Below are 22,230 nucleotides of genomic sequence, written 5' to 3' on the forward strand. Positions count from 1 at the left end.
CCTTTGCGCCGCGGCTCGGCCATGCCATCACCCCCTCTCTGCGCCGCAGCCATGAGCACCGCACCCACCTACGCCCCCAGCGAGCCACCCCACGACGTGCTGCACGCCGTGGCCCTGGTCACCGGCGCACCAATGGCCTGCTTGAGCTGGCCGGAAGGCCGTTGCCTGTGGGCCACCGCCGCCTATGCCCAACTCCTGGGCATGCCCACGCAGGAGTTGCAGGGCAAACTGCTGCAAAACTACCTCAGCCCCTGCGACTGGAACAGCTGGCTGTGCGAGCTGGAGCGCCTGGCCAGTGCCCAGCAATCGGGCACCAGCCTGCAAACACCGCTGACATTTGCCCACCAGCAGCGCATCCAAACCCAGCTGATTGCACAGACACACCAGCACAAGGTATGCGCCATCGTGGTGGTGCCGCTGCACAACCTGTCGCTGGTCGATGCCATGCAAATGCTGCAAGACAGCGACACCCGCCTGCGCCGCTATGCGGCAGCGACCAGTGAATCCATCATTTTCTTTCGCCATGGCCGCATTTTTGATGCCAACCCTGCGGCCATTGCACTCACCGGCTACCCTTTGAGCCAGTTGGTGGATCGCCCGGTTCTGCACCTGCTGCCCCACGTCTTGCGCGCCAGCGCACAACCCATGGTGGAACAAGGCACCAGCAACGCCCAGGAAACCCGCCTGTTGCACCACAGCGGACAAGAGTTGCATGTGGAAGTCACCGTCCACCTGCTGCCCGAGGATGGGGATGTGATTGGCCTGATGGTGCTGCGCGACATTACCGAGCGCAAACGGGCTGAGGCGGAAATGCATTTCCTGGCCTTTCACGACCCGCTCACGCGCCTGCCCAACCGCCAAGGGCTGATGCGCCAGCTGCGCCAGGTGCTGCAAAGCGCAGAGCAATGCCAGCGCCCCGCTGCCGTGCTATATGTGGACTTGGATCGTTTCAAAGATGTCAACGATTCACTGGGCCACGATGCGGGCGACAAGCTGCTGGTGGAGGCTGCGCGCCGCCTGCGCAGCAAAGTGCACCCCGACGACCTCGTAGCGCGCCTGGGGGCCGATGAGTTTGTGGTGGTTTTGGCCTCTCCCTTGACGGCATGCCAGCCCGAATGCATCTTGCGCGAGATGCGGTTTGTGCTCACCAAGCCCTATGCCCTGCACAACGGGCTGGTGAACCTGCCCGCCTCGATTGGCGTAAGCATCTACCCGGAAGATGGCGACACTGCCGAAGCGCTGATGCTCAACGCCAGCGCCGCCATGGAAACGGCCAAAAACATAGGGCATGGCAGCCACCAGTACTACAGCGCACTCCTGCATATGCGCCCCAGCCGACTGCTGGTGCAAGACCGCCTCCTGCGTGAAGCCATCGAAACCAACCAAGGGCTGGTGCTGCACTACCAGCCCCAGTGGGATCTGAACAGCAACCGCATGGAAGGCTTTGAAGCCCTGGTGCGCTGGCAGCACCCCGAGCGCGGCCTGCTGCCACCGGGTGAATTCATCAGTTTTGCGGAATCTCGCGGCCTGATCTCTTTGGTGGACCGCTGGGTGATGCGTGCGGCCTGCCAGCAACTGCGCGCGTGGCGGGATGCGGGCCTGCCGCCCGTGGTGGTTTCCGTCAACATGTCCGCCATTGAGTTCAACCAGAGCAATTTGCTGACCGAGGTGCAGCAGGTGCTGACCGACACCGGGATTGACCCGCAGTGGCTGGAGATTGAGTTGACCGAAACCACGCTCATGAAACAGTCCGAACATGTACTGGGGACCTTGGAGGCGCTGCAGCAATTGGGCGTTCGCCTGGCGATTGACGACTTTGGCACAGGCTACTCTTCGCTGGCCTACCTCAAGCGCTACCCTCTGGACAAGCTCAAAATCGACCGCGCTTTCATCAAAGACACGCCGCAAGACCAAGACGATGTGAGCCTGGTCACCGCCATCATTCAAATGGCACGCAGCTTGAATTTGCGCACCGTGGCAGAAGGGGTGGAATCCAAAGCGCAATGGAGCTTGCTAAAGCATCTGGGCTGCGATCTGATTCAGGGCTACTACCTCTGTCGCCCCATGTCTGCCGAAGATGCCCTACGCTGGCAACAACACCGTTGTCAAATGGGTGCGCCACAATAAGTGCATGCACTACACACCTTCTGCTGCTTCCCCTCCCGTGGCTACCGCCGTATTCACCCGTGCTGGCGATGCGGTTCAACACCTGAAAACGCTGTACCAGCAGCAGATAGCGCATCTACGCTCTGCCATGCAGACGTACGTGGAAGGCAAGGACTTTGCCCACCCCGTGCGCGCTTGTTACCCACTGCTGCGTCTTCAGGCCCACACCGTACGCAGGCCTGACACCGGTCTGGCCTATGGTTTTCTGGACCATCCGGGCCTTTACGAAACCACCATCACCCGACCCGACCTTTTTTCTGACTACCTGCTCACCCAACTCAGCTTGCTGGAGCGCAACCACGATGTGCAATTTGAAGTGGGACTGAGCACACAGCCCATTCCTGTTCATTTTTCTTTTGCGGACAACGACCACGTCGAAGGCAGCTTGAGCGCGGAACGCCGACAAATGATGCGCGAGGTCTTTGACCTGCCAGACCTGGCCGCCATGGATGACGGCATTGCCAATGGCACCTGGCACCCACAGCCCGGTGGCGCCCTGCCCTTGTCGCTGTTTACCGCACCGCGCATTGACTACTCGCTGCACCGCCTGCGCCACTACACCGGCACGGCACCCGAGTGGTTCCAAAACTATGTGCTGTTCACCAACTACCAGTTTTATATCGACGAGTTCATTCGCTTGGGCCACGCCGAAATGGCCAACGCGGACAGCGAGTACATCGCTTTTATCGAACCCGGCAACGTGGTGACCCGCCGCACGGGCTTGGCACCAGAGGCCATCGATGGCTTGGGCACCACGCCCCCGCGTCTGCCGCAAATGCCAGCCTACCACCTGGTGCGCGCCGACCGCAGCGGCATCACCATGGTGAATATTGGCGTCGGCCCGGCCAATGCCAAAACCATCACCGACCACATTGCCGTGCTGCGCCCGCATGCCTGGATGATGCTGGGCCACTGCGCAGGGCTGCGCAACAGCCAGCGCCTGGGGGACTATGTGCTGGCACACGCCTATGTGCGCGAAGACCATGTGCTGGACGAGGAACTGCCTCTGTGGGTGCCAATTCCGGCGCTGGCCGAGATCCAGCAAGCACTGCAGCAGGCGGTGGCTGATGTGGCCCAGGTGTCGGACGATGATCTCAAGCGCATCATGCGCACCGGCACCGTGGCCAGCACCGACAACCGCAATTGGGAGCTCTTGCCCGATAACCTGCCCCAGCGCCGCTTTAGCCAAAGCCGCGCCGTGGCACTGGACATGGAAAGCGCCACCATCGCCGCCAATGGCTTTCGCTTTCGTGTGCCGTACGGCACACTGCTGTGCGTGAGTGACAAGCCTTTGCATGGAGAGATCAAACTCCCCGGCATGGCCAATCACTTTTACCGCGAGCGTGTCGACCAGCATTTGCGCATTGGCATGCGTGCCGTGGAACTGCTGCGTGAAGGCGGTGCACAGCGCCTGCACAGCCGCAAGCTGCGCAGCTTTGCGGAAGTTGCTTTCCAATAAAGTTCCGCTATGCAGCTTGACTTTGCATCCATGGCCGTCTTAATTGCCATCAATTTGGTGGTGATCGGCATGGCATTGCCCTTGGTGATGGGCAGCCCGGTGAGCACCGCAGCGCAGCATGCGCAGAAATATTTTGTGCTGCAAGCCGTCGGCTGGGGGCTGATTTTGGCTGCAGCCCGGCTGCGGGGCAGTGGTTGGGCGCCAATGCTGAGCTTGGCGGCTACCTGTGCGGCTTCCGCTGCGCAGTGGCAAATGGCGCAAGCGCTGCAACACTGGCTGGGCCCGCGCCCCTTGCGCAGCTTGGTAGTGGTTTTGTGTGTCCTGGGCCCCGTGGGTTTTGCATTTTTGATAGACAGCATTCCCCAGCGCATGGCGTGGTACAGCGCCTGCCATGCCATCGTCATTGCCAGCTTGGGCTGGATGTGCCTGCGCCCCCAGCGCGCCGCCGCCTCGTCGTGGCGGTATCTGATGGCAGCTTGCGCCGCGGTGATGGGGCTGAGCCTGTTGACCCGGTCTTACCTGGCCTCACAAGCACTCTTCCAAGAAGGTTTCACCCAGGACAGCTTGCCCAACCACCTGTTTGCCATCATTGCCCAGGTATGTGGCAGTTTGTCTTTGGTGAGCATGCTGGTGGCCTGGCGTGATGAAACCAACCAAAAGCTGCGTGACATGGCCATGACGGACCAGCTCACAGGCCTGGCGAATCGACGGGCCCTGCTGCAAGCTGCGCCCCAGCGGCAAGCACTGGCACAACGCCAAAACCTGCCTTGGGCTGTGGTGCTACTGGATTTGGATCACTTCAAGGCCGTCAATGACCAGCATGGTCACGCCAGGGGCGATGAAGCCCTGGAACTTCTGGGGCAAGTGCTGCAGGCCAACATCCGTGCCGAAGAGCTTGCCGCTCGCTGGGGGGGTGAAGAGTTTTGTCTGTTGATGTATGCCAACCAGGCGGAAGTGGAGCATTTTTACCAGCGCCTGAGCACTGCGCTGCACGATCAATCACTGCACAGGCTGGGCTTTGCCCTGCATCTGAGTGCGGGTTGCGCGCTGCAAAGCGCTGAAAACTCGCCGCCCTTCGCCTCTTTGCTCCAGCAAGCAGATAACGCGCTGTACACCGCCAAAAATCAAGGGCGCGGCAGACTGGCCTTTGCACCATCTACCACGCCCCCACTGTTGGCCCCAGCACGTGCCGTCGAACTATCTTAAGCCAGCGCTGACGTTGCGGGCGCCTGCCCTTGTGCCATAGCTTTGCCCTGGCGGGCCAGCAACGCTGCCGCTTCACGCGCAGCCACACGCCCCTCGTCGGTTGGAATCACCCAAATTTCGACCGAGCTGTCCGGCGCATGAATGGCATAGGCCTGCTTGCCAGAAGCTTCCTGGTTGCGCTGTGCATCCATGCGAATGCCCAGCCACGCGAGGCGCTCACACACTTGTGCACGCAATACGGCATCGTTCTCACCAATTCCGCCGCTGAATGCCAGCGCATCCAAACCGCCCAGGCATGCCACCAGGGCACCGGTTTCACGGATGACACGGTGCGTAAACTGGTCAATCGCACGCTGTGCGTTCTCGCTGCCGTCCGCGCGCAGCTTGCGCATATCCGCAGAAATTCCTGAGACACCCAGCAAACCGCTTTGTTTGTAGAGCAGTTTTTCCATTTGCGCGTGGGTCCAGCCCTGCTCCAGCAAATACAGCAAGACCCCGGCATCCAGCGCGCCGCTGCGCGTGCCCATCATCAAACCGTCCAGGGCTGAAAAGCCCATGGTGGTTGCCACACTGCTGCCGGCCAATGCAGCACACAGGCTGGCACCGTTGCCCAGGTGCGCCATCACCACGCGGCCACGCCCACGGATGGTGTGCTCCTGCAACACGGACATGATGTATTGGTAAGACAAACCATGAAAACCATAGCGACGCACACCCTGATCTTGCAGCGACCTGGGCAGCGCAAACGCATAGTCCACCTCGGGCATCGAGGCATGAAATGCCGTATCAAAACAGGCAATCTGCGGCAGCTCTGGGAATGCAGCCTGAAACTGGCGGATGCCTTCCAAGTTGTGCGGCTGGTGCAAGGGCGCCAAAGAGTTGAAGGAGGCGAGCTTGTCCAGAATCTCTGGCGTCACCAGCACCGACTCCGTAAACACCCCGCCGCCATGCACCACGCGGTGCGCTACCGCCTGAATGTCGGGCGCAGCCTCCAGCCGCTGAACCAAGGCCCGCACGCCTTGCAAAGCAGTTGCAAAAGGAGAGCTATCAGCGCTTACTACAAGCGCCTCAGCGTGCTTTTTGCCTAAGTATGTCCAGCTCATCTCGGGAGTGCCGTGTGGCTCTAACCCCTGAATGTTGCCGGACAGCACAAACGGCTGCACCTGACCATCTTGCAAAGGATGCAAAGAAAACTTCAGCGAGGAAGACCCCGCATTCACCGCCAAAATGGCCATCTTTCTCTCCTTGCTACGTTAGCCTTGCTTCCAAGCATTGGCCGCTTGTTGCTGGCGATGATCGTGTGCAGACAGCACGGCCAGCACGCACGAGGCGACGCGTGCACGCGGGCCATCTGCGCGGCTGGTCAAGGCAATCGGCACACGGGCACCCAGCACCAGGCCGGAGCCTGAAGCGCCAGCCAGATATTCCAGCTGCTTGGCCAACATGTTGCCGCTTTCCAAGTCTGGAACCGCCAAAATGTCTGCCTGCCCCGCCACCCCGGAATCAATGCCCTTGATGCGCACGGCATCCATGGAAATGGCATTGTCAAAAGCCAGAGGGCCGTCCAACTCTCCACCTTGAATTTGCCCGCGATCGGCCATTTTGCACAGCGCAGCGGCGTCCAGTGTCGAAGGGATGCTGGGCGTCACCATCTCGACCGCCGACAAGATCGCCACCTTGGGTGTTGGCGTGCCCAGCACGCGCGCAAAGTCGATCGCGTTTTGCACAATATCCACCTTCTCTTGCAAGCTCGGACGGATATTGATGGCCGCATCGGTAATGAGCAGCGGCTTGGCGTAGCGCGGCACATCAAACCGGAAGACGTGTGACAGACGACGCCCTGTGCGCAATCCGGGTTGTGCCAGCACCGCTTTGAGCAGCTCATCGGTATGCAGGCTGCCCTTCATCAAAATCTCCACCTCATTGCGGGCGGCCATGGCTGCAGCCAGCTCTGCCGCGGCATGGCTGTGCTCCACGGAGATAATTTCTGCGCCTTCCAGGCTGATTCCAGCCTCTTGCGCTACACGGCGGATACGACCTTCCGGGCCAATCAGCACCGGAACGATCAAGCCATGGCGCGCAGAGTCCATCGCACCACTGAGCGAGCCTTCATCACAAGGGTGTACAACAGCGCAGCGCACCGCTTCCAGCGTCTCTACCCGTGACAGCAACTCCTTGAACCGTGCCTCGGGATCGAACAGCTGAATCTGCGGCGCATCAATCTTGGGCACTTTCACCTTCTGCGTCGGCGGCATCAGCTTGGCCTCGCCCTTGAGCACCACCTCCCCCTTTTGGTTGGTGACTAGGCAGTCCATCTTGACGCGCTTTTTCTCGTCGTCCTTCTCCGCCACCGTAGCCACCACGGTCAAGGTATCGCCAATGCGCACGGGTTTGGTGAACTTCAGCTCTTGCCCCAGATAAATGGTGCCTGGGCCAGGGAACTGCGTACCAAACAATGCAGAGATCAAAGCAGCGCCCAACATACCGTGTGCAATCACGCCATGGAACATGGTCGCATCGGCATATTCGGCATTCAGGTGAGCCGGATTGATATCACCCGAGACCGCCGCAAAGGCTTGGATATCTTGCAATGTCACAGTGCGCAGCAAACGCGCGCTGTCGCCCACCGCCAGCTCGTCATACGTCACGTTTTCCATCCAGTCTATGGCTGGTGCTTGGGTATTCATACGGCTCTCCCTTAATTTACATCTTCTACATCTGCAGTGGCAGGGCACTGCAGCAGTTTTCCCAATGTCGGGCGTTAATCGACAGCGTGCACGCCACCATCCACATAAATGGTCTGCCCGGTCATGCCCGATGCCGCGTCTGAACACAAAAATGCGCTCAGCTGGGCAATTTCTTCCAGCGTCACCAGGCGCTGCAGCGGTGCCTTGGCCTGGGCGGTAGCCATCAAGCCATCAAAGTCTGCAATCCCAGATGCTGCACGCGTCAAGATGGGGCCCGGAGAGACCGCATGCACGCGGATGTTCTGTGGTCCCAACTCCATCGCCATATAGCGCACCATGGACTCCAGGGCTGCTTTCACCGGCCCCATCAGCCCATAGTTAGGCACTGCTTCACCGGAGCCCAGATAGCTCATGGAAAGCATGCTGCCACCATCTTTCATGTGCGGCGCACACAACTTCGCCAGCTCCGCAAAGGAGTGGCACGACACGCTCACGGCACGGGCAAAACCCTCGCGCGAGCTGTCCACCACATCACCTTGCAAGTCTTCCAAAGGCGCCCAAGCAATCGAGTGAATCACGAAATCCAGCTTGCCGAACTTGTCTACTGCATGCTGAACCAATGCTGCCAGCTGCCCGTCTTCTTCGACGTTGCAATTCACCAAGTCCACACCAATCGGCGCTGTCAGGGGCTCCACCCATTTGCGCGCTTTTTCATTCAGGCAAGAAGCCACCACCTCAGCACCTTGCGCTCGCGCCAATGCTGTGCAGCCCCACGCAATCGAGCGCTCGTTCGCCACCCCCAGAACCAGCCCTTTTTTGCCTGCCAAAGTAAATGCTGCTGCATTCGTCATCTCATCACTCCCTCTTTTGTTATGTAGAAAGCAGGCAATGCCTTGCATTGCTGCCTTGCGCAACCTCTTGCGTGGGCCTGAAGGCCCTTAATCTGCGTAACGCACCATGACGTATTCACCAGGCGCATCGCACACCACGTGCTCGGCTTTGATGGGTTGGGCTTTGACCGCTGCGCCTGAGCGCTGCTTGATCCACTGGTCCATCGCCTCCCACCAGGAGCCCTGTACCACGGGGGTCTGCGCTGCCCAGTCATCGGGATCCATCCAGCCTGCACCGTCTTCCACGCTGGCGATTTGATAGCTGCGACGTGGGCGCCCCGGCTCGGACACGATCCCGGCGTTGTGCCCGCCTGCAGCCAGCACAAAAGTCACATGCGTGTCCGTCTGCAAGTGGATTTTGTAGACCGACTTCCACGGCGAGACGTGATCCCGGGTGGTTCCCACCACCATCATGGGCGCATCAATATCCATCAGTGCCACCGTAGCACCCGCAAAGCGGTACTGCCCGGCTGCCAACGCATTGTTCAAAAACATCGAGGTCAGATATTCGTTGTGCATGCGTGCGGGCAACCGGGTCTGGTCCGCATTCCAGCTCATCAAATCAAAACTGGCGTCATCCTCACCCATCAGATAGCGCCGTGTGTTGCGCGACCACACCAAATCCTTGGAGGCCAAGAACTGGAAAGATCCGCCCATCTGTTTACCTGACAGATACCCCTTTTCATTCATGCTCTGGCGCAAATTGGCCAGTTGCGCCTCGTCGATAAATACACCCAACTCCCCGGGTTCGGAAAAGTCGGTTTGCGCCGCCAGCAAGATGACCGAACTGAGTTCGGGCATATCGGAGGGAATCAAGGCCTGCTCTTTTTCTGTGCGTGTTTTCTTGCGCTTCAGGCGCCCCAAGGCGGCCGCTGCAATCGCCAAGAAAGTACCTCCCAAGCAGTACCCCATGGTGTGGATGCTGCGAGCACCGGTTACCGTTTTGACAGCAGCCATCGCCTGCAAGACACCTGTACTCAGATAGTCCTGCATCTTCAGTTCTCGGTCTGATGCGTCGGGATTGCGCCAAGACACAATCAGCACGGTGTGTCCTTGCCCGACCAAGTACTTCACCATGGAGTTGTGCGGCGACAAATCCAAAATGTAGTATTTCATGATGCAAGACGGCACGATCAGCACAGGCTCTGGCAGCACTTTGTCAGTGCTGGGGCTGTATTGAATCAGCTCAATCAAATGGTTGCGAAACACCACTTTGCCGGGCGTGCAGGCCACGTCTTTGCCGACGGCGAACTCCAGTGGCTCCAGCGCTTGCGCTGGTGTATCGGCTTTGGCTTGGTGTGCCGCTTGCTGATCTTGCACAAACAGCTCAAAGCCCTTGCGCAAGCTTGCGCCCTGCGTTTCCTTGGCCTTGGCCAGCACCTCGGGATTGGTAATCGCCCAGTTGGAAGGTGCCAAGGCATCCATCCACTGCCGGGCAAAGAAATCCATCAGCTGACGGTGATGGCGGGTCATACCTTCCACCTGCGCTGCCTCCCGCCACCAGCGGTCACTGGCCTTGAAGCCCTCCTTCATGGCGCTGTAAGGCCACTGCTGCCATGCGGCGTCTTTGAAGCGCGCATCACGCTCACCCGCAGGTTGCACACTGGCTTGCGCAGCCTCCTGCGCCAGATGCAGCGCACGTTGCGCCAGTGTCATTTGCTTGCCGGGGGAAGATGCCAAATTCATGCACCAGTCGGCTGTTGCCAACCCCAAGGCCACGGGCGACAGGCCCATGGTCGAAGCACTCAACGCAGCGCGTACGCGATCATCCAAAGTTTGAGCAGCTTCAGCTTGCAAATCTTTCTGGTTATTTTCAGCAGTCACTTCATCTCCATGCAGCGTTACAGCTTGTATCAAGCCCGAAACATCTGATTCTCAAGAAAAGAAGGACTTCCACCAAATCCAAAGGCTCCGGCCTTGACACTGATCAAGCTTTCATCGCACTACTGTCTTCAAAGTATGCAATAGACGCTTTGGTCGCCGGATTGTCCGGACAGACGTTCCAGCTAGGGCAAAGCGCCCCCGTTACAGCTCGTGCAATATTTACTTTTTGTAAACAGACGACGCACAGCGCACTCCTCCTGCACTGTAGGACTCCAGCGCACATTCAGTCCGCTGCCACAGACGTTTTCTCTGCGTGTGACAGCACCATGCATGCCGCTTTTTCGGCCACCATGATGGTGGGCGCATTCGTGTTACCACTTGGAATGCTCGGAAAAATAGAAGCATCCACCACCCGCAGCCCGAGCACTCTGTGCACACGCAATTGGCTATCCACCACATCCATCGCCCCATGCCCCATACGGCAGGTGCCCACGGGGTGGTAAATCGTGTCTGCAGTTTGCCGCACCCACTGTGCAATTTCCCCAGGCGTTTGCGCGCAGGCGGAATGAGGCAACTCTTGCGCGCCATGCCGCGCCAAAGCGGCTTGCGCCAAGATGCGGCGCGCCATTTGCACCCCCCGGACGGTACGCTGCAAGTCGTCTTCCACTGCCAAGAAGTTGGGGTCGATCAAGGGCAACGTCAACGGGTCTGCACTGCGCAGCCTGACCGTGCCACGGCTTTGTGGGCGCAGCACACACACATGGCAGGAAAAACCATGCCCCCAAACGGTCTGGCGCCCATGGTCGATGAGTTTGGCCACCACAAAATGCAGTTGCAAATCAGGCCGCGATACTTCGGGGCTGCTTTTCAGAAAAGCCCCTGCTTCCGCAAAATTGGTGGTTAGCCTGCCGGTTCGCTTGCTGTGCCACTCCCATGCGCCTTGCACCATGTGCATCAGCCCTGTCGCGGACCAACCAAAGGACTGCGTCAGCTGGGGAGCATCTGCCACCAGCAGCGCATCCAGATGGTCGTGCAGGTTGTGGCCCACGCCTGGCAAATCATGCACAGGCTGCACACCCACCTCTCTCAAATGCGCGGCAGGCCCGATGCCCGACAGCATGAGTATCTGCGGCGACAACAACGCACCGGCACTCAACAACACCTCGCGGCGCGCATGCACTGTGTGGCGCACACCGCCACGCACATATTCCACCCCCGTTGCACGCAGTCCTGCCTTGGTAGTTGTGAGCACAATCCGCAGCACCTGCGCCCCGGTACGTACCTGCAAATTACGGCGCCCCCAATGCGGTGTGAGGTAAGCCTTGGCGGCACTCCACCGCTCCCCATTTTTCTGGGTCACTTGGTAAAGCCCTACACCTTCTTGGCTGCCGCCATTGAAGTCTGTATTGCGCGCAAACCCCGCTTGCACGCCCGCTTCGACAAAGTCCTGACTCAAGCTGTTGGGCTGCTGCAAGTCCGCCACATTCAACGGCCCGCCTTGGCCATGCCAGGCGTCGGCCCCGCGTTCGTTGTGCTCCGCCTTCAAAAACCACGGCTTGACATCTGCCCAAGCCCACCCGGGATTACCTTGTGCCGCCCAGCCGTCATAGTCTTGCGGCTGCCCCCGCAGATAAATCATCGCGTTGACCGAACTGCTGCCCCCCAGCACCTTTCCGCGCGGCTGATAACCACACCGCCCGTTCAGACCAGCCTGAGGTACCGTTTGCATCGCCCAATTGAGGTGCGTTGCTTTGGACATGGCCGCTAGACCTGCCGGGCATTGCACCAATGGCGTGGCATCCGTGCCTCCGGCCTCCAGGACACACACCTGGTGCTGACCATCTTCACTCAGCCGACCGGCCAGCACGCAGCCCGCAGAGCCCGCACCAATTACGACATAGTCAAATACTTCATTCATGCAGACCGCTCCCGCAGCTTGAAGGCACCTACGTTACGCGCTCTACTTCAGAATTTGGATACCATCTTCCCCGCATACCAATCATTAACTAGGGAGATACAACCGTGAGCATTCAAACCGTAGGCATCGTTGGCGCAGGCACCATGGGCAACGGCATTGCACAAGCATGTGCCGTTTCAGGCGTTGCGGTGGTGATGGTGGACATTTCCGAAGCCGCCGTGCAAAAGGGCTTGGCCACTATCTCTGGCAGCCTTGACCGCCTGATCAAAAAAGAAAAAATCACCGTCGCCGACAAAGAAAAAGCCCTGTCGCTGATCAAGACTTCCACCAGCTATGACGACCTCAAGCCCGCCCAGTTGGTGATTGAGGCCGCCACCGAGAACTACGACCTCAAGGTCAAAATCCTCAAGCAGCTGGATGACACGCTGCCTCCTGAGACACTGGTTGCCACCAACACCTCGTCCATCTCCATCACCAAGCTGGGCGCCGTCACTCAGCGCGCCGACAAGTTCATCGGCATGCACTTCTTCAACCCCGTGCCCATGATGGCGCTGGTGGAGATTATTCGTGGCCTGCAGACCAGCGATGCCACCCACGACACCGTCAAGGCCCTGTCGGAAAAGCTGGGCAAGAGCCCCATCACCGTCAAAAATGCACCCGGCTTTGTGGTGAACCGCATTCTGGTGCCCATGATCAACGAAGCCTTCTACGTCCTCAGCGAAGGTACGGCCACGGCGGAAGACATTGATGCGGGCATGAAGCTGGGCTGCAACCAGCCGATTGGCCCCCTGGCGCTGGCTGACATGATTGGTCTGGACGTGTGCCTGGCCGTGATGGAGGTGTACCTGGAAGAATTCGGCGACAGCAAATACCGCCCCTGCTATTTGCTGCGTGAAATGGTGGCCGCTGGCCGCTTGGGCCGCAAAACCGGTCAAGGCGTGTACACCTACTAAACCCGCGCCCCATCCAAAAAACGCCCAGCCGCACCACGCCGCTGGGCGTTTGCGTTTTGCGCGATGACCTACGCCCTTGCCGGCGCCGCGCAGGTACATTGACTGCGGCACGCCTGCAAGGGCGCTTGCACGCTCACTTCCTCAATGTTGAACGATGGAGATTCGTCATGGCCCAGCAACTGGACAAAGTGCTTTACACCGCCCACGCACACACCACCGGCGGCCGCGAAGGTGCTTCGCGCACGCACGATGGCAAACTGGACATTCAGCTCACGCCGCCAGGCGGCAGCGGCACTGGCACCAACCCCGAGCAACTGTTTGCGGCAGGCTACTCTGCCTGCTTTATTGGCGCACTCAAAGCAGTGGCTGCACGCCAGAAGATCAGCTTGCCGCCCGATGTGTCGGTGGATGCAGAGGTAGATTTAGGGCCTGTCGGCCCAGCCTTTGGGATTGCCGTGCGTATGCGCATTCATCTTCCGGGCATGGACAAAGCCCAGGCCCAGTCGCTGGTGGATGCTGCGCACCAAGTCTGCCCCTATTCCAACGCCACCCGCGGCAACATTCCCGTCACCCTCACGATTGATTGAGGGCCGCAGGGCCGATGCATGCACCGGCCAGCGCATGGTAAGCCTGGGTGCGTAAATCAAAATACCCTTCAAAGCTCAATGCGCCCGCAATATCGTGGGTGCGGTAGCGTGCCAGCCACAGCTGCGTGACCGGTGCCTGCCAATTCCAGGCCGCAGGCACACTGCACCGCAACTGCTGCAACACCGTCTGCAGAGGTAAGCGGCTGCCATAGTGCCCCAGGGTGACGTGGGGCACATAACGCCAGCCAGGGTACGGCCCATGCGCCAGCAGTGCCGCATGCGCGGCAAGCAACGCCGTAGTCGGCGCAACCGCCAGATACGGTACGGTGGCAAAGCTCCCTACCCTCTGTACCTGCAGTGCAAATGGTTGTAACTGCGCCGCTTGTAGCGCCTGAATATCAGCGCGCAATTGCGCCACACCAAACTCTGCGGCAGCGTGGGTGCCTTCTGCCGCAGCCATCAAGCCCCGGTACCCCAGCGTGACATGGGGCTGGCGGGCATAGCGCGGCAGCAGCCATTGCTGAACGCTGGTACGGACTTGTTCCACCTGTGCAATCACCTGCGCATGCTCCAGCCGGATCAGCCAAACCGCACACCAAGGGCAGCCACGGTGCCACTCGACAAAATCGCGGTCTTCACAGACTTCGGTGTAACTGGGGGTGGGTAACGACATAAGCGCTGCAGTGTGCCAGCAAGACAAGCCACATCGGGCAAATAAAAAACAATAGCTGCTAGCGCTCTTTCAACAATGCTTTCAGAGCAAAAACTTATTGAAACGCTTTGGCTTCAAGTGCCAAGCGCTCATTTTTTATCCACCCCTCGCGGGTAAGCCCCAATGTGTCATGCAAGCCTGCCGCCAGCTTTTCGCGCAACCATGGGCAGCATGAAACTGGCTTTGTTTTCTGACATTCACGCCAACTTGCAAGCGCTGCAGGCCTGCATGGCCCATGCGCGCGCACAAGGCGCCACGCAAATGGCTTTTTTGGGCGACATGCTCGGCTACGGCGGCAGCCCCGCAGCGGTGCTCGACACCATCATGCATGCCGTGCAAGAAGGCGCATGGATCGTGCGCGGCAACCACGATGACCTGGCCCTGCACCCGCCCAGCGACATCCTGCACATGGGCGAGCAAGGCGCGCAGTGGACCCACGCGCAACTCGCCCCCGTGCACCTGCAGTTTCTGGAGCAGTTGCCCTTGCTCAGCCAGCACGGCAGTGTGCTGCTGGTACACGCCAGCGCCCACCAGCCCGAACGCTGGACCTACATTGAAAACAGCGTGATGGCAGAGCGCAGCATGACCGCTGCCAGCGACATCGACCCCGCCATCCGCTATGTGTTCAGCGGCCACGTACACCACCAGTCGCTGTACTACCTCACCCCCACCGCCAAGCTGATGCGCTTTGTGCCACAACCCGGCGTGCCCATCCCGGTGCCCGCACACCGCCAGTGGCTGGCGATTGTGGGCTCCTGCGGCCAGCCCCGCGATGGTGATGTGCGTGCCATGTATGCGCTGTACGACGCCCACAACGCCACCATGACGTTCCACCGCGTCGCCTACGACCACCCTGCCGCCGTACAGGCACTGCAGCGCAGCGGCATGCCCAGCAGCTTTGCCGAGCGCTTGGAGCAAGGCCGATGAAAAAGCTCACGCCCGGCACCGAAATTGATGGTTTTGTGGTGGAGGACTGCATCCACGCAGGCGGCATGGCCCACATCTACAGCGTGCGTTACGCACCAACCACGCGGCCAGCGGCAGCCCCCAGCTTTCCGATGGTGATGAAAATCCCGCGCATGACCGCGGGCGACGGCGCAGAAAACATCGTCAGTTTTGAGATGGAGCTGCAAATCCTGCCCGCGCTACACGGGCCCCATGTGCCACGCTTTGTGGCAGCGGGAGATCTGGTGCGGCTGCCCTACCTGGTTATGGAACACATGACGGGCCACACCTTGCAGCACTGGCTGGATCACCCTGCCCCCTTGGCCATCGACACCATTGCCCAGCTGGGAGCGGCCATGGCACAGGCCGCCCACAGCCTGCACCAGCAAAACTGCTGCCACCTGGACCTCAAGCCCGGCAACGTCATCATCCAAGACAGCGGCAACGCGGTGCTGCTGGACTTTGGCCTGTCTTGCCACGCGCACTACCCCGATTTGCTGGCCGAGGAATTGCGCAAAGCCGTGGGCTCACCAGCATGGATTGCACCCGAGCAAATTGTGGGTGTGCGCGGCGATGTGCGCAGCGATATTTTTGCCATCGGCGTCATGCTCTATGAACTGACCACGGGAGAATTACCTTTCGGCGCACCCGCCACCGAAGGCGGCATGCGCCAACGCATGTGGATGGCGCCCACACCGCCGCGTGCGCTGCGCGCTGACGTACCCGATTGGCTGCAAGAAATCATCCTGCGCTGCCTGGAGCCAGCCGCCGCCCAACGCTATGCCAGCGCCGCCGAGCTGGCCTTTGACCTAGTCAACCCAGAACAAGTGCCCATCACACGCCGCGGCATGCGCCTGCACGGCATACCTTTGCTGGGCAAGCTACGCCGCTGGATCACCGCCGCCGGCATGGAATACCAGCCCAGCCCCCTGCCTGTGCAGCAAATCACTGAAGTGCCGATCCTGATGGTGGCCGTGCCACACAAAGACGTGAGCGATGCCACGCTGTACAGCCTGCGGCAAGCGGTAGCGCGCTCGCTGTCCACCCGGCCAGGAGCGCGCCTTGCGGTCGTGACCGTGATCTCGCCCTCCGACAGTAGCAGCACCGACAGCAGCCGTAGCGAAACACAGCTGCACCGCACCCACCTGGCAAGGCTCAAGCACTGGGCCCAAGGGCTGGAGACAGGGGGGCACGGTGTGAGTTACCACGTCCTTGAAGCCTCCGACGTCGCTCAAGCCATCGTGCGCTACGCGCAAGGCAATAACGTGGGCTTGCTCATCCTTGGTGCCGCCACCCATGGCCTACAAATGCAACGTCTGATCGCCACCGTACCCATGCGGGTGGCACGCGATGCCCCCTGCACGGTCATCCTGGTCAAGCAGCAATTACCTTTCGAAGCACTCAGTCAGTTGCAAACTTCGGACACTCCAAGCCAAACAGAAAGCATGCGCTCACTTTCTAATTAAATATTAGCTGGATTACCGCCGCCCATCAAGAAGCAACGCCAAACGCCCAGATGAACGCCTCAGCTACAGACATATCCTGCGGTTTTGCATTCATTTGCATTGACGCACACCACAATGTGAAATTTTTTGTTACAACACTGCCATGCGCATTGCTGTTCTGGACGACGATCCAATTTTCCTGAAGCTGGTGGAAGCCACCATTCACCAAATGGGCCACGCCACCATCTTGTTTGAGACGGGGGAAGATTTGCTGCGCGCCATGCGGCGCGAAAGCTTTGACCTTTTGATCGTTGACTGGCTGCTGCCCGGCCTGAGCGGCATTGAGGTGGTGCGTGCCCTGCGCGATGCGGGCGGCAGCAAACTGCCCATCTTGTTTGCCAGCCAGCGCCACGAGGAGCAAGACATTGTTGCCGCGTTCAACGCCGGTGCCGATGATTTCATGGTCAAGCCTCTGCGTGTGCAAGAGCTCATGGCACGTGTCACCGCGCTGATGCGCCGCGCCTACCCGGACGTCTCCACCATGCGGCTGGATTTTTCGCCGTACCGCCTTGATCCTGTCGCGCGCACCGTGTATTTGAACAACCAGCCGATTGAGCTCAAGCACCGCGAATATGAACTGGCAGAGTTCTTATTCCAAAACTGCGGCCGATTGCTGTCCCGCAATCACCTGACCGAAGCCGTGTGGGGCAATATCACCCCTACGCCTTCGCGCACGCTCGACACCCACGCCTCCAGACTGCGCACCAAGTTGCAATTGGGGCAATTCCACGGCGATGGCCAGATTTACCAGCTCAGCGCGATTTACGGCTTGGGTTATCGGCTGGAAATTTTGTCGGCTCCTGAAAAAGTGGTGGAACCTGCTTGATATGCCCGGTCGGCGCAGCGCTGTACTGCGCCCTCCTTGGCCTGCCCCGCTGCCAGGGCGGCCGGCCTAGCGCTTCTTTGTAGGCGGCCATCACTGCCGATACGGGCTGCGCACACCGCCCAGCGGTACAACAACCGCAGGCTGCCAAGATTGCGATCTGTTTTAGCCTTGCAGCGCCGCAAGGCCGTATGCTTGCGTCTCCGACTCCTTCGACTGACAGTCCACGCGCCGACAGCTATCGCTCCCCATGAAGCACCTTTCTCTCAGTTTGACTGCCAAAATCGTGCTGCTGGTAGCCTTGATGGGGGTTGCCTCTGCCACGATCACGGTTTATGCCACCTGGCACATGCAGCGCATTGAATCGCGCTACCACCAGCTGATGGCGCAACAAGACGCCACCACCAGCCGCGTGGCCTTGGTGCGGCAACACCTCGCGGAGGTGTCTGCCTTGGTGCATACGGTGCTCACCGCAAGCCACGAGGATCAAATACTCCTATCTCAGGAGCATCTTGCGCTGATGCAGCAACGTTTTGAGGCCAATTTGCATGAAATTTATGCCCTGCTGCCCGAGCATGAGCTGCAATTGGACCAAGTGCTTACCCAGTCAAGGCATATGTTTGCGGCGGGGCGCGGCGTCGTCACCGCCAGCTTGCAGCGGCAGGCACAGCATGCGCTGATCGTACTGAGCCAAAGCTTTACGCCTGCGCTGACCCATCTGCTGACCGAAGTCCATATGCTGCGCACGGAAAGCCAAATGTTTTTCCAGGCCAGGTCGCAGGATGCCGAACACAGCACCCAAGCAGCCATCACTACCACCACGCTGGCCGGGTGGTTGAGCGTGCTGGCCATTTCAGCATGTGCGGCCTGGATTGCCCTGCGCCACGTATCGCAACCGATTGGCCGTCTTACCGCCAGCATGCAACGCATGAGCAGGCACGACTACCACCTCCAGATTGCCGACCAAGATCGCACCGATGAAATCGGCACCATGGCGCGCACCTTGCAAAGCTTTGCCACGGCCTTGCAAGAAGCGGCACAGCTCGAGCGCGAGCTTGCCTTGCACCAGCACAACCACTTGCTGACTGAACAATTGCAACAACTCACCAGCGCGTTGCCCGGTGCCGTCTTCCAGATGCAGCTCGCGCCGGGAGGGGCACTGCGCCTGCGTTTTGCCAGCCCGCAGTGGGCACAACTCATGGGCATGCCCTCCGATGCCGACACGGGCATTGGCCATGCCGCCGAAGTGATTCGCCATCACGACCAGCAGGCCACACGCATGGCCGAACAGCACTTTGCGGAAAGTGCACGCACCTTGACGCCTGTGGACTTTGATCAGTCAATCGTGATGCTCGATGGCGTTACCCGCTGGATCAAAACCCGGGCCAACCCGCACCAAGAAAGCGATGGCAGCATCACTTTCAATGGCGTGTGGCTGGACGTGACCAAAGAAATGCAGCAGTCGCGTGCACTCGAAAAAGCCAAACGCCATGCGGAGCAAAGCGCGGCAGAGCGTTCCACCCTGCAAGCCAGCATCAGCCACGAAATTCGCACGCCCCTCAATGCCATTTTGGGGCTGACGCAACTGCTGCTCAAAGCCGATCTGCCGCAGCCTCAGCGTGAGCAGCTCTACAACATCTTGCGGGCGGGCCAGCATTTGCGCGGCATCGTCAATGAAGTTTTGGACTTTTCCAAGATTGATGCGGGGCAGCTCAAGCTGGAGAGCACTGACTTCAGCTTGGAGAACGTGGTGCTGGATGTGCTCAGCATGTGCCATGAAGATGCCAGCAAAAAAGGGCTGTCACTCAACTACAAAATGGCGCGCGAGGTGCCCGATCACCTGCGCGGCGACCCCCATCGCATTGCGCAGATATTGCTGAACTACATCAACAACGCCATCAAGTTCACCACGTCTGGGCACATTCACATTGCTTTGCGACTGGATGCCAGCAGCACCTTGCACCGCATCGTGCTGCACGTGAGTGTCAAAGACACCGGCCCCGGCATTCCTGCAGACCATTTGCCTCTGTTGTTTGAAGCCTTTCAGCAAGCCGACAACTCCATCACGCGACGCTTTGGCGGCACTGGCCTTGGCTTAACCATTTCACGCGCCCTGGCGCAGTTGATGGGTGGCTCAGCCGGGGTACACAGCACCTTGGGCCAAGGCAGTACCTTCTGGTTCACTGCCGTCTTGGAGCCTGCGCGCTCTTATGTCCACGCCCCCACGCAAACACCGGCACTCCAGCAGCAGTCACACACCCCTGCCAATACCTGGCAGGGATTGCGCGTTTTGGTGGTGGATGACAACCCCCTCAACCGCGCCGTGGCTGAGGGCATGCTGCATGTACTGGGCCTGCAAACGGAAGTTGCCGAAGACGGGTTGCAGGCGCTGGAGCGGCTAGAGCACGCTGGCCCCGGCTACTACGCCTGCGTGCTGATGGACATTCAAATGCCGCACATGGATGGCCTCAGCGCCACCCAGGCGCTGCGCCAACGCCCGGGCTTTGCACATTTGCCCGTCATTGCAATGACTGCACACACCGCGGTGCAAGACGTAGAGCGCGCCCATGCGGCCGGCATGAATGCGCATTTGAGCAAGCCTTTGCTGGAATCTGCACTGCACCATGCATTGCAAGAATGGCTGGGCAGCGCAGGGCCCACCTCCGAAGCGCCCTCCGCCACCCATCGGCAAGCCACCGCATTACCCCCCGTTTTTGAGCCCGGCGCCATCGATGCACTGGCCCAATTGTTTGATAGCGCCAAACTGCAGCAATTGGTCCACCAGTTCACCCATGACAGCCTACAGCGTGCCCGCCAACTTCCTGCACTGGCGCTGCAACATGACTGGCAAGCCATGCGTGCGCAAGCGCATAAGCTGACGGGCACCGCAGCGACCTTCGGGCTGATGCGCCTGGGCCATCTGTCGTCCGCATTGACTACCGCGTTAAAAGCATCCGACTCGGAGCGCGCCATGGAGTTGGCACACCATGTGGCCCAATCCGCCGAGGCTGGCGTGCTCGAACTCCAGGCCTACTGCACGACCACCTCACCCCACGATTAAGCGCCATGCCCTACGCAAGTTGGTTGCCCATCCACCCACAGCTGCTGTCTGCGACACAAGCACAAAAAGTGCTGGTGATTGACGATGTGGAAATTAATGCGGCACTGATCGCGAGTGTCGTAGGTACGTTGTGTGATGTGCAAACCGCGACATCCAGCCAAAAGGGGCTGGAGATGGCGCTGCAATACCATCCAGACCTGATTTTGCTGGACGTACTCATGCCCGAGATGGACGGCTTTGAGGTATTTCGCCGCCTGCGAAATGAGCCGCGTACCGCGCACATCCCGGTAATCTTTTTGACGGGTATCTCTGATGCCAGTGCCGAAGAAGTGTGCCTGAACATGGGGGCTGCAGACTTTATTGCCAAGCCCTTTCGCACTGCCGTATTGCTTGCTCGCGTGCGCAATCATTTGCAGTTGGCGCAACAGCGCAACCTGCTAGAGCGGCTGTCGCATGCTGATGGTTTAACGGGCATTGCAAACCGCCGTTACTTCAACACCATGCTCACGCGCGAATTCAGCCGTATGCAGCGCCACAACCAGCCATTGGCGCTGCTAATGCTGGATGTGGATGACTTCAAAGCCTTTAACGATCACTACGGCCATGTGCATGGCGATGAGTGCCTGCAGCAAGTGGCCCACGCGATTGCGCAGCGCCTCCATCGCCCCGGCGACATGGTCGCCCGGTATGGCGGGGAAGAGTTTGTGTGCCTGCTCCCCGATACCACCTTGGATGGTGCTTTGAAACTGGCCCACGACATTCAGGCAGCAATTGCAGCGCTGCGCTTGCCGCATGTACAAGCACAGGCCGCAGCGTTTGTGACGGTCAGTATCGGCGTCGCTTCAGAGCTGCCCCATCAACTGGGACATAGCCAGCAAATTCTGTCGATTGCCGATGCGCGCCTGTACCGCGCCAAACGTGGTGGCCGCAACCGCATCGTGAGCGACGATTAGCAGCCGCTACGCACCCGGCACTCCGGCACCAGATTGCCTTGCGCATCGCGCCACTGCACAGCACCGGCGCCCGATGCGGCGGGCGCAGAGGAGGGCCGCGCAGTGTCAGGCGCTGCAGCAGGCTCCGCCTTGGACGCAGAACCAGCCTTGGGGTCATGCAAGACCGTTGAAGTTCCAACGCCCGCCCCCACGCTCGCACCGCCCACAGGCACAGATGCCCCGACGCCGGCACTCCCCGTCACTTGCCCGCGCTGGTTCACCCCGACGCCCACGCCCACCGGCCCCACACCGGTGCCCACGCCTGCAGACACGCCCCCGGTTCCCACACCCACGCCAATGCGAAATGGCCCCACGGGCACACCCACCCCGACACCTGCCGAGGTAGAGCACCCCGCCAGCAAGGACAGCAGCGCGATGGAAGTCCACAGTTTTTTCATCCCTGCATTGTGCGTAAATCTGCGGGAGCCCGCACTGCAACCCCGCTTGCACGGCATGCGCACGCGGGAATAAAACCATAGCTTCCAACGCTTTATTTATAAGC

General features: G+C 59.9%; 17 protein-coding genes. 10 read left to right on the top strand and 7 right to left on the bottom strand.

What is annotated here, in order from left to right:
- Positions 1-51 precede the first annotated feature (51 nt).
- The 3 genes from QEP12_RS06465 to QEP12_RS06475 are packed head-to-tail and all read left to right on the top strand — an operon-like array spanning position 52 to position 4,831.
- A complete protein-coding gene (locus tag QEP12_RS06465; RefSeq protein ID WP_284213731.1) occupies positions 52-2,127 on the top strand; it encodes a putative bifunctional diguanylate cyclase/phosphodiesterase in 2,076 nt (691 codons plus the stop codon).
- Positions 2,128-2,131: 4 nt separating this feature from the next.
- The gene (locus QEP12_RS06470; RefSeq protein ID WP_174862381.1) at positions 2,132-3,625 is read left to right on the top strand and encodes an AMP nucleosidase; all 1,494 of its coding nucleotides are present in this window, start codon (positions 2,132-2,134) and stop codon (positions 3,623-3,625) included.
- A gap of 9 nt (positions 3,626-3,634) precedes the next feature.
- Complete coding sequence (locus QEP12_RS06475; RefSeq protein WP_284213732.1) at positions 3,635-4,831, top strand: GGDEF domain-containing protein; 1,197 nt, start codon at positions 3,635-3,637, stop codon at positions 4,829-4,831.
- Here QEP12_RS06475 and QEP12_RS06480 read toward each other — a convergent pair.
- From QEP12_RS06480 to QEP12_RS06500, 5 genes are all read right to left on the bottom strand, one after another.
- Complete coding sequence (locus QEP12_RS06480; RefSeq protein ID WP_284213733.1) at positions 4,828-6,066, bottom strand: acetate/propionate family kinase; 1,239 nt, start codon at positions 6,064-6,066, stop codon at positions 4,828-4,830. The two genes, QEP12_RS06475 and QEP12_RS06480, sit on opposite strands and share 4 nt — an antisense overlap.
- An 18-nt stretch (positions 6,067-6,084) precedes the next feature.
- Complete coding sequence (locus tag QEP12_RS06485) at positions 6,085-7,518, bottom strand: bifunctional enoyl-CoA hydratase/phosphate acetyltransferase (RefSeq protein WP_174862379.1); 1,434 nt, start codon at positions 7,516-7,518, stop codon at positions 6,085-6,087.
- Positions 7,519-7,592: 74 nt separating this feature from the next.
- Entirely contained in the window at positions 7,593-8,369 is a 777-nt protein-coding gene (fabI, locus tag QEP12_RS06490; protein WP_174862378.1) for an enoyl-ACP reductase FabI, read from the bottom strand.
- 87 nt (positions 8,370-8,456) lie between these two features.
- Positions 8,457-10,232, bottom strand: coding sequence for a PHA/PHB synthase family protein (locus QEP12_RS06495; RefSeq protein WP_257469115.1), 1,776 nt, complete (start codon positions 10,230-10,232; stop codon positions 8,457-8,459).
- 283 nt (positions 10,233-10,515) lie between these two features.
- Positions 10,516-12,150, bottom strand: coding sequence for a GMC family oxidoreductase (locus QEP12_RS06500; protein WP_284213734.1), 1,635 nt, complete (start codon positions 12,148-12,150; stop codon positions 10,516-10,518).
- A 104-nt stretch (positions 12,151-12,254) separates the two neighbouring features.
- Here QEP12_RS06500 and QEP12_RS06505 point away from each other — a divergent pair, with 104 nt between their 5' ends.
- Together QEP12_RS06505 and QEP12_RS06510 are read left to right on the top strand one after the other, a co-directional pair.
- On the top strand, positions 12,255-13,103 hold the full coding sequence (locus QEP12_RS06505) for a 3-hydroxybutyryl-CoA dehydrogenase (protein ID WP_219162975.1): 849 nt from the start codon (positions 12,255-12,257) through the stop codon (positions 13,101-13,103).
- A gap of 167 nt (positions 13,104-13,270) precedes the next feature.
- Complete coding sequence (locus QEP12_RS06510; protein ID WP_219162976.1) at positions 13,271-13,690, top strand: organic hydroperoxide resistance protein; 420 nt, start codon at positions 13,271-13,273, stop codon at positions 13,688-13,690.
- Here the strand turns inward: QEP12_RS06510 and QEP12_RS06515 are convergent.
- Positions 13,677-14,363 (bottom strand): 2'-5' RNA ligase family protein, encoded by a 687-nt coding sequence (locus QEP12_RS06515; RefSeq protein WP_219162977.1) that lies wholly within the window; start codon positions 14,361-14,363, stop codon positions 13,677-13,679. The two genes, QEP12_RS06510 and QEP12_RS06515, sit on opposite strands and share 14 nt — an antisense overlap.
- A 210-nt stretch (positions 14,364-14,573) precedes the next feature.
- Between QEP12_RS06515 and QEP12_RS06520 the strand changes: the two genes are divergently transcribed.
- The 5 genes from QEP12_RS06520 to QEP12_RS06540 all read left to right on the top strand — a co-directional run bounded on the left by QEP12_RS06520 (position 14,574) and on the right by QEP12_RS06540 (position 21,689).
- Entirely contained in the window at positions 14,574-15,329 is a 756-nt protein-coding gene (locus QEP12_RS06520; RefSeq protein ID WP_174862374.1) for a metallophosphoesterase family protein, read from the top strand.
- On the top strand, positions 15,326-16,813 hold the full coding sequence (locus QEP12_RS06525) for a bifunctional serine/threonine-protein kinase/universal stress protein (RefSeq protein ID WP_284213735.1): 1,488 nt from the start codon (positions 15,326-15,328) through the stop codon (positions 16,811-16,813). The genes QEP12_RS06520 and QEP12_RS06525 overlap by 4 nt, the downstream gene beginning before the upstream one ends.
- Positions 16,814-16,955: 142 nt before the next feature.
- Positions 16,956-17,678, top strand: a complete 723-nt coding sequence (locus QEP12_RS06530) for a response regulator transcription factor (protein WP_219162979.1) — start codon at positions 16,956-16,958, stop codon at positions 17,676-17,678.
- Positions 17,679-17,925: 247 nt separating this feature from the next.
- On the top strand, positions 17,926-20,736 hold the full coding sequence (locus QEP12_RS06535; protein WP_284213736.1) for a hybrid sensor histidine kinase/response regulator: 2,811 nt from the start codon (positions 17,926-17,928) through the stop codon (positions 20,734-20,736).
- Positions 20,737-20,741: 5 nt separating this feature from the next.
- Entirely contained in the window at positions 20,742-21,689 is a 948-nt protein-coding gene (locus QEP12_RS06540; RefSeq protein WP_284213737.1) for a GGDEF domain-containing response regulator, read from the top strand.
- Here the strand turns inward: QEP12_RS06540 and QEP12_RS06545 are convergent.
- Positions 21,686-22,126, bottom strand: coding sequence for a hypothetical protein (locus QEP12_RS06545; RefSeq protein WP_284213738.1), 441 nt, complete (start codon positions 22,124-22,126; stop codon positions 21,686-21,688). The two genes, QEP12_RS06540 and QEP12_RS06545, sit on opposite strands and share 4 nt — an antisense overlap.
- Between the last annotated feature and the right edge of the window lie 104 nt (positions 22,127-22,230).

This window comes from Comamonas jiangduensis, assembly GCF_030162955.1.
Taxonomy (GTDB): domain Bacteria; phylum Pseudomonadota; class Gammaproteobacteria; order Burkholderiales; family Burkholderiaceae_C; genus Comamonas; species Comamonas jiangduensis.

Bases quoted from the DNA above. Each gene is read 5' to 3' on its own strand.
- fabI (WP_174862378.1), bottom strand. From the start codon at position 8,369: ATGACGAATGCAGCAGCATTTACTTTGGCAGGCAAAAAAGGGCTGGTT.
- QEP12_RS06540 (WP_284213737.1), top strand. From the start codon at position 20,742: ATGCCCTACGCAAGTTGGTTGCCCATCCACCCACAGCTGCTGTCTGCG.
- QEP12_RS06485 (WP_174862379.1), bottom strand. From the start codon at position 7,518: ATGAATACCCAAGCACCAGCCATAGACTGGATGGAAAACGTGACGTAT.
- QEP12_RS06480 (WP_284213733.1), bottom strand. From the start codon at position 6,066: ATGGCCATTTTGGCGGTGAATGCGGGGTCTTCCTCGCTGAAGTTTTCT.
- QEP12_RS06525 (WP_284213735.1), top strand. From the start codon at position 15,326: ATGAAAAAGCTCACGCCCGGCACCGAAATTGATGGTTTTGTGGTGGAG.
- QEP12_RS06545 (WP_284213738.1), bottom strand. From the start codon at position 22,126: ATGAAAAAACTGTGGACTTCCATCGCGCTGCTGTCCTTGCTGGCGGGG.
- QEP12_RS06475 (WP_284213732.1), top strand. From the start codon at position 3,635: ATGCAGCTTGACTTTGCATCCATGGCCGTCTTAATTGCCATCAATTTG.
- QEP12_RS06515 (WP_219162977.1), bottom strand. From the start codon at position 14,363: ATGTCGTTACCCACCCCCAGTTACACCGAAGTCTGTGAAGACCGCGAT.
- QEP12_RS06535 (WP_284213736.1), top strand. From the start codon at position 17,926: ATGAAGCACCTTTCTCTCAGTTTGACTGCCAAAATCGTGCTGCTGGTA.
- QEP12_RS06500 (WP_284213734.1), bottom strand. From the start codon at position 12,150: ATGAATGAAGTATTTGACTATGTCGTAATTGGTGCGGGCTCTGCGGGC.
- QEP12_RS06470 (WP_174862381.1), top strand. From the start codon at position 2,132: ATGCACTACACACCTTCTGCTGCTTCCCCTCCCGTGGCTACCGCCGTA.
- QEP12_RS06465 (WP_284213731.1), top strand. From the start codon at position 52: ATGAGCACCGCACCCACCTACGCCCCCAGCGAGCCACCCCACGACGTG.
- QEP12_RS06510 (WP_219162976.1), top strand. From the start codon at position 13,271: ATGGCCCAGCAACTGGACAAAGTGCTTTACACCGCCCACGCACACACC.
- QEP12_RS06520 (WP_174862374.1), top strand. From the start codon at position 14,574: ATGAAACTGGCTTTGTTTTCTGACATTCACGCCAACTTGCAAGCGCTG.
- QEP12_RS06530 (WP_219162979.1), top strand. From the start codon at position 16,956: ATGCGCATTGCTGTTCTGGACGACGATCCAATTTTCCTGAAGCTGGTG.